Raw genomic sequence first — 12,234 nt, forward strand, 5'->3', positions numbered from 1 at the left:
ACTGACAAACCTTTTCCGCATCCACCACCCATATAACGTGAGTATGCCCGGCGGCGCGGTCTCTGCAGGCCCGCCAAACGGCCCGCCGGAATACCAACCGGATAACGGGTGCCGGACGATATACATCCGGGGCGGGGGCAGAGCACCCTCCCCGAGAGACACCGATGGGATACTATGTTCTGGAACAGAGCGATGGAGACAATCCGGCCTGATGAACTTGCGGACCTTCAACTGAAGCGGCTGAAGTGGACGATTCATCAGGCACAGAATGTTGGGCTATACCGGAGAAAATTCAAGGAAGCAGGCATCTCGCCGGACGATATCAGGACGCTTGACGATGTAGAGAAACTTCCCTTCACCTCTAAAAAGGAACTCCAGGCCGGATATCCGTTCGGCCTCTTTGCAGTTCCCATGAGAGAGATCGTGCGGGTCCACACCACTTCCGGGACCACCGGAAAGCCGACCGTCGTCGGTTACACCCGGCAGGACCTGGAGAACTGGTCGGAACTGATCGCGCGGAACATGACGATGATAGGCCTCGGTGAAGACGATATCTTTCAGAACGCGGTCAATTACGGCCTCTTCACCGGGGGGCTCGGGTTCCACTACGGGGCCGAGAAGATCGGGGCGACCGTGGTCCCGAGTGCGACGGGGAACACCCGCCGTCAGATCGAGATGATTGAGGACTTCGGCGTGACCGCCATCCACTGCACGCCAAGTTACGCCCTCCACCTCGCCGAAGTGGCTGAGTCGATGGGAAAGACGCTGGACACCCTCAAGATCGGGATATTCGGGGCCGAACCCTGGTCGGAGAGCATGCGCGCGGAACTTGAACGGCGTCTCGGTGTGAAGGCCTTCGACAGTTACGGGCTTTCGGAGATGTACGGCCCTGGAGTGGCGTTCGAGTGCCCTGAGCACAACGGGCTCCATCTCTGGCACGACTGTTACCTTGCGGAGATCATCGACCCGAAGACGGGGGAGCGTCTTGCTCCCGGCGAGCGGGGCGAACTCGTCATCACGCCGCTCGTCAAGGAAGCCCTGCCGCTCGTCCGCTACCGCACCGGCGACGTGACCCGGTTGATGGACGACGAATGCACCTGCGGACGCGGGCAAAAGATTGCACGGCTCACAGGACGTAGCGACGACATGCTGGTCATCCGCGGGATCAACGTTTTCCCGTCCCAGATTGAACATGTTCTACGGGCTCTTCCGGAGGTCGGGGAGCAGTTTATGGTCTACATCGACCGGGTTAACCATCTCGACGAGATGACCATTGAGGTAGAGATGAGCAAAGCGGGTTTTTCCGGTGAACTCCAGGACCTCACCCGTATGCAGAAGAAGATCGCCAATGAGCTCCACAACACGCTCGGACTCCGCACCGCGGTGAGGCTGGTGGAGCCGGGATCGCTGCCCCGGTTCGAGGGAAAAGCGAAGCGGGTTATCGACCGACGAGGGATTCTCTGATGGACTGCTGGAACCGGGATATCGAAGGAATGCCGACCGAAGAACTGCGGCGGCTCCAGTACAGGCTTGCGAAGAGACTAGTTTCGCGCGTTTACGAGACGAGCGAGTTCTACCGGCGGCGGATGAAGGAGCAGGGGGTCCGGCCCGACGACATCGGGTCGCTCGAAGATGTCCGGAAACTCCCCTTCATGTACAAACGGGACCTGCGGGACAACTACCCGGACGGGCTCTTCACTGCACCGCGCGATGAACTGATCCGCTATCACGTCTCCTCCGGGACGACGGGGAAGCCGACCGTCGTGGGCTACACAAAGCGCGACATCGAGAACTGGAGCGAGTCGCTGGCGCGAGGGTTCTCCTCCTGCGGCCTCGGGAAGGGGGACGTGTTCCAGGTAAGTTACGGCTACGGGCTCTTCACCGGCGGCCTCGGCGTCCACTACGGTGCCGAGAAGGTCGGTGCAACCGTCCTCCCGACGAGCGTCGGAAACACCGAGCGGCAGGTCGAACTGATGCAGGACCTCCACGTCACCGCCATCGCCTGCACCCCCTCCTACCTCATTCATATGGGCGAAGTGGCGGAGAAGATGGGCGTCTCGATCAAGAACGACACCGACCTCCGCCTCGGCTTCTTTGGCGCCGAGCCCTGGTCGGAGCAGATGCGAAATCGGATAGAAGAGTGGCTCGGGATCCGCGCCTATGACATCTACGGGACGAGCGAGCTCTCGGGCCCGATGTTCACGGAGTGCGCCGAGCAGAAGGGTATCCATATCTGGGGGGACCTCGCGCTCGTGGAGATCGTGGACCCCGCGACCGACGAGGCGCTCCCGGCCGGGGAACAGGGCGAGCTGACCATCACCATGCTCCAGAAAGAGGCTCTTCCCATGATCCGGTACCGGATCGGCGACCTCACCACCCTCGAAGAAGGAGCCTGCGCCTGCGGTCGGACCCATCCGCGCATCGGTCGGCTCCGGGGACGGGTGGACGACATGCTGATCATCCGGGGCATCAACGTCTTCCCGTCGCAGGTAGAGCATACGCTGCTCGAGATCCCACAGGTAGGCAAGCACTTCCAGATCGTCGTCGACCGGAAGGGCGCGCTCGATACCATGCTCGTCCGGGTGGAGGTGAGCGAAGAGGCGTTCTCCGACAAGATCACCGATCTCATGGTGATCAAGAGGACGGTGGAGCATCGCCTGCGGGGTGCGCTGAACGTGGGCGTGGAGGTGGAACTGGTCGAACCCGGAACCCTTCCACGGTTTGAAGGCAAATCGAAGAAGGTCATTGATAGGAGGTCATTGTAATGGAGAAATCGTATATCGTCAAACAGATCTCAATCTTTTCGGAAAACCGGCCGGGGCGCCTTGCGGCGATAGCCGGGGCGCTCCGCGATGCGAAGATCAACATCTTTGCGTTCAGTATCGCCGAGGCGAACGGGTTCGGGGTTGTCCGTGCGCTTGTCGACCGGCCGGAGGATGCTCACCGGACGCTGACCGATCTCGGGTTTCGGGTCTCGTTCACCGACGTCATCGGCGTGAAGATGCGCGACGAACCCGGCGGTCTCTCGGATATCGCGTCCGTTCTCGGGGATGCAGGGATCAACGTCGAGTACGCCTATGCCTACTCAGGGAAGGACGGGGCGGTCCTGATCCTGCGTGTGGACCAGGTTGAAGACGCCGTCCGGCAGATCCTCGCCTGCGGCGGAGAACTCCTCGCGGAGCCCTCCCGATAACGGAGGATCGTCCTAAAAGCCTCATATCATAATAATTCGAAGATTGTGATGCGTAAGACGGAACGCCATAACCACATGTGAAGACGCAAAGGGCAAGAGGTGCTGAGGTGATCAAGCAAGCAACTTCCATCCTGATGGTTGCCCTCTTTTTCTTTTTCCTGGCGGTAGCGGTTAAAAACCGGGGAGATCTCATATCCGGTTTGAACATGATGAGCGCAAAGGAGAGAGAGCATTACAATATCCCGCTCATTTCGAAGGTTGTTGGAGCGATCGGCATGTTTTTCTCGGTGTCCGTGATGGTGCTCCTCTACATAGATAATGAGCAGAAGTGGGTCGGCTGGGTAATGACGGCACTCAGCGTGGTTGCACTGATAGTTTTTGCGCTCGTCTCAAGTATCGGCGGCGGCAAGTACGTCCGGAAAAATCGTTAAGAACGTTATCGATAGGCCGTAGAGCAATCCGGAACGAAAACGAGGGGACCGGGTGCGAAACTTCCAGCACGAGACCGCGAAAAAGGATGAAAAGATGTTCCCGGCGCGATTTGCACATAGGGATACGAATCTCCCGGGGTAACTTCCCGGACCGTCGTACTATTCTTCGTCGTGCCCGCGGCACCGTTCAGTGCCGCTTCTCCCACTTCAGGAGTTCCGAGACCTCCGAGAGCGTCTTTCCGCGCCGGATCTCCTCGCGGATCCGTTCCTCGGTCTTTTTAACCTCCATCGCCCGGCGGGCGACCTCGTAGGCCCGCTCCCGGGGGACCACCACGACGCCGCTCTCGTCGGCGATGATCCAGTCCCCCGGCCGCACCGTCTGCCCGCAACAGACGATCTCGGCGTTGATCTCCCCGAGACCCTTGGGGTCCCCGGCGTTCGGAGCAGTTGCCCGGGAGAAGACCGGGAACCGCATCTCCCGGATATCGTCCACGTCCCGGACCGCCCCGTCGATCACGATGCCGGCGACCCCCCGGTTTTTCGCGGAATGCGTGGCGAGTTCACCCCAGGGCGCGACGTCCGTCCGTCCGTCGTTACTGATGACGAGGACGTCTCCCGGCCCGGCGACGTCGATCGCCTCGACGGGTTTTGCCCAGTCTCCGGCGAGTGTCCGGACCGTCACCGCCCGGCCGACCGCTTTCACCCGGCCGCAGATGGAGACGAGGCCCGCCATCGCCCCCTGCCGGTGCATGGCGTCGGTGACGTTCGGTGCGGAGACCACATCAAAGAGGCGGCGGATGACGGCGTCCGGGCTCTCTTCCTCCCGCGGCAGGACCTCGGGCCGGTCGATCGCCTCCCGGACCCTCCCCGCCGCTCCGGTAACGTCGGCAGCCTTGATGATGTTTCCGCCGACGATGACGATCGAGGCTCCGGCGGCGACGGCTGCGGACGCGGTCTCTGCGTCGAGCCCCCCTGCAACGGCTATCGGGACGCTCGCCTCCCCGGCAAGACGGCCGAGGAGGTCGAGCGACGACCGGCCGATCATCTGCTGGTCGATGCCTACGTGAGCGTTGATGTAGTCGACGCCGAGTCCCGCAAGTTCACGGGAGCGGGAGACCGGGTCCAGAACGTTGATCAGGTCAGCCATGATCCGGACGCCGTACTTACGGCCCGAACGAACCGCTTCGGCGATCACGGTATCGTCGGCATCGGCGAGGATGCAGACGATGCCGGCGCCGGACTTCGCCGCCATCTCCACCTCGACGGCCCCGGTATCGGCGATCTTCATGTCCGCCACGATCTCGTGCCCGGGGAAACGCTCCCGGAGCACCCGTACGGCCCGCATCCCCTCGCTCTTGATCAGGGGGGTTCCAACTTCAATCCAGTCCGCACCACCACGGACCGCTTCGTCGGCGATCTCTACCGCACGATCAAGCTCAAGGAGATCGAGCGCCACCTGGAGAGTAGGCGTTGCCATACTGTAGTGTATGGCAAGGATCGTATTTATCGGGTATCGGCCGGGGGAAATCTATATGAACCGGGATGCGTGAGGTAGCCCGCGCCCACGTGGGGCCGGCACGGATGTGATGACGGATGGTCGAAATAGGCTATAAACTGGCATGCGAGGAGCACGAACCCCTTGATCTGGTCTGCAACGCCCGTCAGGCGGAAGATGCAGGCTTTGCGTTTGCCATGATATCGGATCACTACCACCCCTGGACGAACCGGCAGGGACAGAGCCCGTTCGTCTGGGGAGTCCTCGGCGGGATCTCTCAGGTGACGGCGGACCTCCGGCTGGTGACGGGCGTCACCTGCCCGACGATGCGGATACACCCCGGCATCATCGCCCAGGCTGCCGCAACCGCCGCCGGGATGATGCCCGGGCGGTTTATCCTGGGCCTTGGATCGGGTGAAAACCTCAATGAGCACGTCTTCGGCGACCGCTGGCCTCCGGCGCCGGTCCGGATAGAGATGCTTGAGGAGGCGGTGGAGGTAATCAGGATGCTCTGGAAGGGGGGCATGCAGGATTACTACGGCTCTTTCTATACTCTGGAGAACGCGCAGATATTTTCGCTCCCGGAAAAGGTCCCCCCGATTTACATAGCATCCGAGGGTCCGATCAGCGCATCCCTGGCAGCACGGGTCGGCGACGGGTTCATCAACCCGGGCGCCAGCGCAGAAGAGACCCTTGTCGCCTTCCGCGACTCGGGGGGCGGCGATAAGCCCTCATACGTGGAAGTCTCGGTCTGCTGGGCGGAGAGCGAGGAGGAAGGACAGAGGACGGCCTACGAGCGGTGGCCGATCTCCGCGAACTCCGGAGAACTCAACAGGCTCCTCCCCACGCCGACCCACTACGAACAGCTGGCAACGATGACAACACCGGAGGAGGTGGCGAAGCACGTGCCCGCCGGCCCCGACCCGGAGGCGCAGATCAGAAAGATCGAGGAGTGCATCAAGATGGGATTCGATCACGTCTGCGTCCACCAGATCGGAAACCGGCAACGGGAGTTCATGGAGTTCTACACAAACGAGGTCCTGCCGCACTTTGCAGAGTAACGGCGGCAGCAAAGGGTTGTGGGGCCGGGACACCGGCCAAAAACGTTTACGGGTCGGACGGATCGCTCTGATCCGTCCGCACCCTGCAGATGCTCTCGACAGGCAGGACAAAGATCCTGCCGTCGCCCGGTTTCCCGGTCCGACCGTGCTCCCGGACGATCCGGAGGACCCTGTCGACATCGGCATCCGGAACGACCATCTCGATCTTCACCTTCGGGATGAGTTCGACCGGCATCGTCTTTCCCCTGAACTGGAGAGAGATGCCTTTCTGTGCTCCCCGTCCCATGACTTCGCTCACGGTCATCCCGTTGATGCCGTCCGCTTCGAGCGCCGCTCTCACGGGGTCGAACTTCTCGGGCCTGATGACTGCAGTAACCATCTTCATCGACAACACCTCCTCATACCCGTACGGACTCACCGTGCTGGGCGATATCCAGTCCGACATACTCTTCCTCTTCGGTGACGCGCAGACCCATCACCGCATCGATAACCTTTGCAAGGATGTAGGTCACGCCGAACGCGTAGGCCACGACCACAGCCACATCCACGGCCTGGATCAGGAGTTGACCAGGGTTCCCGTAGAGAAGACCGTCCACACCACCTATTACCGCAACCGCAAAGACCCCGGTTGCGAGAGCGCCGAAGATGCCTCCCACGCCGTGAATCGCCCACGCATCGAGACTCTCATCCCAGCCGTGGCGGACCCGGAAGAGGAGTGCGCCGTAGCAGACGAGACCTGCAGCGGCTCCGATAGGGATAGCGGCCATGGGGTCGACAAACCCGGCTGCCGGCGTGATGGCGACGAGACCGGCGATGGCGCCGCTGATGATCCCGACCGAACCCGGTCTGCCGCGGATCCAGGCGGCGCAGAGCCAGGAGAGAGCCCCGGCAGCGGCGGCGACGTTTGTTGCGACGAACGCGCTTGCCGCCAGACCGTCCGCAGCAAGAGCGCTGCCGGCGTTGAACCCGAACCACCCGAACCAGAGGAGCGCGCCACCGAGGAGGACCAGCGGGATGTTGCTCGGCGCCATCTCCTGGGAGCCGAACCCGAGACGTTTCCCGATGACAAGCGCGAGTGCCAGTGCCGAGAAGCCGGAACTTATGTGGACGACCGTGCCGCCGGCGAAGTCGAGCGCGCCCATGCTCGCCGCCCATCCGCCGCCCCACGCCCAGTGAGCAAGCGGGTCATAGACCAGCGTTGTCCAGAGCAGGGCGAAGACGACGAACGAACTGATCTTTATCCGCTCCGCAACGCCGGACGTTACGATTGCGAGCGTGAGGCCCGCAAAGACCATCTGGAAGACCATGAAGAGCAGGTCAGGAATGCCGTCGCCTTCCATCCCGACACCCTGCAGGAGCGCATACTCCAGACCTCCAATCACTCCGTGAATATCGGAGCCGAAAGCAAGACTGTATCCGAAGAGAACCCACTGGATGCTGACGAGAGCAAATGCGATGAACGCCAGCGCTATCATGGAGATGAGATTCTTCCGCCGCACAAGCCCGCCGTAGAAGAGTCCCACTCCCGGTGTCATCAGCATGACCAGTGCCGTACAGACGAGGATAAACGCCGTAGCGCCGGAATCAATCATACCCCGGCCCTCCGGAACATCCATAAGTCGCTTTTGCCATTCATCGGAAGGAAGTTGCTTTCCTACAAATATAAATTTTTCTATTTATGCAGCACGCCTCATGAACATGAGTACCCAAAGTCAAAGATCCCCCGTGCGGACACAATGCGCATGATCCGCGTGCAACCGGACGTTCTTCCGCTCTGTACCCGCCGCTGACCGGCAAAGATCGGAAGATACTCACGGAGAGACGCTACCCGGAAGTCGCAGGCCACCCACCTGATCGGCACACCGTTTCCGGAAGAGACGAGGTCAAAATCGGGGACGGGGAGCACTGTTGCCCTCACGGCCCGGCAAAGCAGAGCGGCACGGAAAAGCGCGGTAAAAAAAGGTTTTCGTTTATCCGGTCACTCCTCTTCCTCATAGCGCTCGAAGAACGTGACCTCATCGAGGGTCTTTTTCTTTGCAATCAAGATCTCCTCGGGGTATCCCGCAGGAACGAGAGAGACAAGCGTGTAATCCTCCGGGACGTTGAGGAGTGTCCGGACATCCTCTACGTAGTCCTTCTTATCCCCCGCGACCCAGCAGGACGCGACCCCCCACGCCTGGAGCGCGAGGATGAGCTGCATCGTCGCTGCACAGCAGTCCTCAAGATAGTATTTTTCAGCCCGTTTCCCAAAGACGGCGAAGCAGACGGGTGCATCGGCGATGAACCTGGCGTTATCGGTCAGGTCCGCGATTGCCTTCAGCGTCTCGCGTTTCCTGACGGTCCCGAAGAGCCAGGGCTGCTCGTTTTTCGCCGTCGGAGCAAGGCGTGCACAGTCGAGGGCGTCCTTGATGATCTTCTCCTCGACGGGGCTGTCCTTGTACTTCCGCACGCTGTGCCTGCTCCGTATCACGGTGACACCAAGATTAACCGTTCCACCAATCGGACTCATGCAACGAGAATGCGCACTCCAGGCCTAAATACCTTGGGGAAAAAGATGAGGGGCGGCCTTAGAAGAGGCTCTGCAGCATCTGCAGCATATTGGAAAAGCCTGTGGTGACGACCTCGGTCAGATCGATCCCAAGGATCGGAAAGATGAACGTGAAGTAGGCGATGACCCCGATCGTGCACCCGACGTTCGCGAGCGCGGCGACGAAGACCACCCGGAAGAGCGGGATCTTCCGCATCTCCGAGAAGGTCTCGGCCGCAATGATCTGCTGCAACTCTCCGACGGTGGGCTTGCGGATCTTCGCTTCAACGGCGGCGGCGAACCATCCCGCCGCAAGCAGCGGGTTAAGCGATGTCATCCAGGAGACGCCGAACGCCGTCGCGGCCGAGAGCGGATGCCCGCCGGCGAGCAGCGTGAATACGGCGCTTAACGCGCCGGTGATCAGGACCCAGTAGAGGAGGGCGGCCAGCAGGACCTCGAGCCCGACGCCCGAGAAGGCTATGGCGGCTATCAGGAGAATGAAGAGGACGGTGACGGCCGAGCCGAGGATCTTCGCCCACGGCAGGCCCTTCACTTCGGCGGTCAGGGACGGGAGTGGCGGCAGCGTCTCCGGTGCGTCGAGATAGCGCTGCACCCCCTGGATATGCCCGGCGCCGACGACCGCAAGCACCCGTTCATACCGGCTCCCGAGCATCAGGATCTGGTGAGCGAGGTATGCATCCCGCTCGTCGATCAGGGCCCCGGCGCCCCGGGGCGAGAACTTCCGGAACTCCTCCATCGCGGCGCTCACCACGTCCTGATTCATGAGCTCGTCGATGTCGACCTTCTCGCCCTCGACACTCACAAGCGAATACATCAGGGCACCGATGAACTTGATCTTCTCCCAGATCCCCATCTTTCCCCAGAACCGCCCGAGCGTGATCCGGATATCCCGGTCGATGAACGCCACGGGCTTTTGATGCGTCCTAGCCTCCTCAATGGCCGCCAGCATCTCCGAGCCGGGCTTCACCCCGGTCTCGGCGCCGATCCGCTGCTGGATGAAGGTGAGCACCCACTGGACCAGGAGCTGGCCGAAGTTCCCGCCCTTCAGGATCTCCATGACCGACGGCTCGGCCACCTCCTCCGTGAGAGCGATATACCTGCCCCGGTCGAGTTCGACGCCGACGATGTCGGGCTGGAACTCCTCGATTGCGGCCCGGACCTCTTCAACGCTCTTCTGCGAGACATGGGCCGTCCCGACGAGGCGGATCTCAGCCATGGAGCACCTTTACGCCTTCGCTGTCGATCACGGCGCGCCGCCCCGGCGGCACCCGCGCTTCCCGGTAGACGGCACATAGACCGGTCTCCTCCGCCTCCTCGGCAGCCCGCCGCCTGCAGAGGTCGGCGCCGAGAGCGTGCGCATCGCGGGTGGAGAGGGGCGCGCCGAGGCCGGGACACTCCGAGACCAGCAGGTCGTCGTCCGCCAGCATAAACGGGTAGGTGCGGCAGATCCAGGGGCGATGGGCATAGATGGAGCACTGGCCGTCGCGGAGAAACCTGCAGGCATCGGCCGTGCGCCGGATACACCAGGCGAGGGTGTACTCTCCGCCGTTTTCGGCATCGATGAAGTCGGGATACGGTTCGGCGACTTCATCCCAGACCATCCCGGTCGCCGCCATGATTGCCCGGACCTCGGCAGGGCTCACCAGCACGAGGTTTGAGTCTTCCGCAACCCGCCGGCAACAGGCACCACACTCTTGGCAATGAAATCCGATGGACCCAACCCGGCTCGCAACGTCGTCTATTCCGAGCATAACCGATCAAAATTCTCAAAGAGAAGCCGTCCGTTGACGGTATGACTGACTTCCGGGTGCCACTGGACGCCGTAGAGACGTTCATCGGGAGACGCCATCGCCTCCACGCTGCAGATGGCCGACTCCGCAAGCCGGACAAACCCTTCCGGAACCGTCGAGACCTCGTCTGCATGCGACGCCCATACGTGAATCCGGTCGGGGTATCCCTGGAGAAGACTGTTTTGTTTGAGTACATCGACTTCGACCGCACCAAACCCGCCGCTTGCGCCCCGGCGAACGGCTCCCCCGCGTGCCGTCGCCATGATGTGCAGCCCAAGACAGATACCGAGGACCGGAAGACCGAGGTCAAGGTAGAGAGGAGCGAACCCCGCACGGTCCAGGGTCGGACCGCCGCCGAGGATGATGCCCCGGCAGCCCCGGGCGACCTCTGCAGGCGGCGTCTCGTTTGAGATCATGACGGCCTCAATATCCATATCACGAAGCGTCCGGAGGATCAGGTGGTTGAACTGCCCGTGATTGTTGACCACATAGAGTGGAAGCATTGTATATAGGTGGATGGTAAAAAGGTATAGTCCTTCCCTCAGGCATACTTCTGAATGAAATCGAAGACTTTTCGGGTGATCTCCTCCGGGCTGTGCCCCATGAGGTAGGCGAGCGTCAGTGCCCCGCCGGCCCCCATTCCCTCCTTGGCCTCACCGATGCAGTAGCGGGCAAGCCCGACGTGCCCGATGCCGGCGAAGTTCGGATCGACGAAGTACGCCGTGGTCCCGACGTCGGCAACCGACCGGACAAACCCGGCGGAGGGGTCATCCCTGACGTAGACGGTCGTCGCGAGACGCGGCATCCTTTTCCCGAGCGCTTTTAAGACGGCCGCGACGGCAAGCATCTGCGTCCCGCCGGCAAAGAAGATCTCGCCGGAGTATGCACTCGCGATCCCTGCCGCCACCGGCATCATGGGGTCGCCTGCGGCGCGGAGGATGTCGAGGGGACCTCGTGCGCCGGTCGCACCGATCCGGGCGAGCACATCCCTGCAGATGGTCTCTTTCAGGTCCATCGGGTTCTTGACGAAGGCGCTGCTGACCGAGACGTCGTAACCGAGCGCCCGGAGGACGCAGAGTGCAGTTGTCGTCCCGCCGGGAACGCATTCCCCGAGCATCAAAAAGTCGCTGTAGTGCGAGAGAAGCCTGCCGACCGCTTCGCCCCGCTCGAAGAGGAGCGCTGCGTGCGGCACCGCGTCCTCCTTTCGCGGGTCGCCGCCTGGGCTTCCGTAGACATCCAGGCAGGGGACGGTGGGGGTGTGAGCGAGCCCGGCGTTGATGAGGACGGGGGATAGATCGGTCAGTTCCATCATGGACCGGGTGATGGTCGCCGGCGTCGGGCACCCGGTGGGCGTGTCCGGCCGGGCGGATATGCTCGTGATCGCGCCGGTCGTGACGAGTTCCGCATCGAGAACCGGCGTGAGAAGGGTCTTTTCCGGGGTCGCCCCGGCACCCGAGACGCCGGGGACGGTGGAGAGCATGGTGTTGCCGAGGACGAGGGCCATCATCGGGCGGTGCGGCCGGACCCCGGGGTCTTCTGAGAGGAACCGATTAGACATAGTACAGGATGGGCGCCGGGAATAGAAGAGGTTGCGGTTCGTAGCCCGACCGGGGGCGGCGGATTTTTGAGGGGAACGGCCGACGGGGTGCGGAATTGTCGAACGTTTTCCGGCTAGGAGTCAATCGCACCCAGGAGGTGCTCCAATACCGGCCCTTC

General features: G+C 62.1%; 13 protein-coding genes. 5 read left to right on the top strand and 8 right to left on the bottom strand.

The annotated features are described in order from the left end of the window. The first annotated feature begins 174 nt into the window (after positions 1-174). The 4 genes from BP737_RS13745 to BP737_RS13760 all read left to right on the top strand — a co-directional run bounded on the left by BP737_RS13745 (position 175) and on the right by BP737_RS13760 (position 3,624). Positions 175-1,464, top strand: coding sequence for a phenylacetate--CoA ligase family protein (locus BP737_RS13745; RefSeq protein ID WP_292405700.1), 1,290 nt, complete (start codon positions 175-177; stop codon positions 1,462-1,464). Continuing rightward, positions 1,464-2,765, top strand: a complete 1,302-nt coding sequence (locus tag BP737_RS13750; RefSeq protein WP_292405698.1) for a phenylacetate--CoA ligase family protein — start codon at positions 1,464-1,466, stop codon at positions 2,763-2,765. Before BP737_RS13745 ends, BP737_RS13750 begins: the two co-directional genes overlap by 1 nt. Continuing rightward, positions 2,765-3,193, top strand: coding sequence for an ACT domain-containing protein (locus BP737_RS13755; protein ID WP_292405697.1), 429 nt, complete (start codon positions 2,765-2,767; stop codon positions 3,191-3,193). Before BP737_RS13750 ends, BP737_RS13755 begins: the two co-directional genes overlap by 1 nt. 77 nt (positions 3,194-3,270) lie before the next feature. Continuing rightward, positions 3,271-3,624, top strand: coding sequence for a DUF3784 domain-containing protein (locus BP737_RS13760; protein ID WP_292405694.1), 354 nt, complete (start codon positions 3,271-3,273; stop codon positions 3,622-3,624). Positions 3,625-3,811: 187 nt separating this feature from the next. Here the strand turns inward: BP737_RS13760 and BP737_RS13765 are convergent, their stop codons facing one another. Continuing rightward, the gene (locus BP737_RS13765) at positions 3,812-5,101 is read right to left on the bottom strand and encodes an orotidine 5'-phosphate decarboxylase / HUMPS family protein (protein WP_292405691.1); all 1,290 of its coding nucleotides are present in this window, start codon (positions 5,099-5,101) and stop codon (positions 3,812-3,814) included. Positions 5,102-5,217: 116 nt separating this feature from the next. On the opposite strand from BP737_RS13765, the gene BP737_RS13770 reads away from it, so the two are divergent. Beyond that, positions 5,218-6,180 carry a TIGR03557 family F420-dependent LLM class oxidoreductase gene (locus BP737_RS13770; protein ID WP_292405688.1) on the top strand — a complete coding sequence of 321 codons (963 nt, stop codon included), beginning with the start codon at positions 5,218-5,220 and terminating at the stop codon, positions 6,178-6,180. A gap of 46 nt (positions 6,181-6,226) precedes the next feature. Here the strand turns inward: BP737_RS13770 and BP737_RS13775 are convergent, their stop codons facing one another. The 7 genes from BP737_RS13775 to cobT all read right to left on the bottom strand — a co-directional run bounded on the left by BP737_RS13775 (position 6,227) and on the right by cobT (position 12,076). After that, positions 6,227-6,565, bottom strand: a complete 339-nt coding sequence (locus tag BP737_RS13775; protein ID WP_292405685.1) for a P-II family nitrogen regulator — start codon at positions 6,563-6,565, stop codon at positions 6,227-6,229. Between the two features lie 13 nt (positions 6,566-6,578). Beyond that, complete coding sequence (locus BP737_RS13780; RefSeq protein WP_292405683.1) at positions 6,579-7,772, bottom strand: ammonium transporter; 1,194 nt, start codon at positions 7,770-7,772, stop codon at positions 6,579-6,581. A 386-nt stretch (positions 7,773-8,158) separates the two neighbouring features. Beyond that, complete coding sequence (locus BP737_RS13785) at positions 8,159-8,689, bottom strand: nitroreductase family protein (protein ID WP_292405681.1); 531 nt, start codon at positions 8,687-8,689, stop codon at positions 8,159-8,161. A gap of 58 nt (positions 8,690-8,747) precedes the next feature. Beyond that, a complete protein-coding gene (locus BP737_RS13790) occupies positions 8,748-9,944 on the bottom strand; it encodes a TraB/GumN family protein (RefSeq protein ID WP_292405678.1) in 1,197 nt (398 codons plus the stop codon). Continuing rightward, on the bottom strand, positions 9,937-10,479 hold the full coding sequence (locus tag BP737_RS13795; RefSeq protein WP_292405676.1) for a YkgJ family cysteine cluster protein: 543 nt from the start codon (positions 10,477-10,479) through the stop codon (positions 9,937-9,939). The genes BP737_RS13790 and BP737_RS13795 overlap by 8 nt, the downstream gene beginning before the upstream one ends. Further along, on the bottom strand, positions 10,467-11,021 hold the full coding sequence (locus BP737_RS13800; protein ID WP_292405672.1) for a GMP synthase subunit A: 555 nt from the start codon (positions 11,019-11,021) through the stop codon (positions 10,467-10,469). Before BP737_RS13800 ends, BP737_RS13795 begins: the two co-directional genes overlap by 13 nt. A 38-nt stretch (positions 11,022-11,059) precedes the next feature. Then, a complete protein-coding gene (gene cobT, locus BP737_RS13805; protein ID WP_292405668.1) occupies positions 11,060-12,076 on the bottom strand; it encodes a nicotinate mononucleotide-dependent phosphoribosyltransferase CobT in 1,017 nt (338 codons plus the stop codon). Positions 12,077-12,234: the final 158 nt, after the last annotated feature.

Source organism: Methanoculleus sp. UBA291 (genome assembly GCF_002499755.1).
Classification (GTDB): Archaea; Halobacteriota; Methanomicrobia; order Methanomicrobiales; family Methanoculleaceae; genus Methanoculleus; species Methanoculleus palmolei.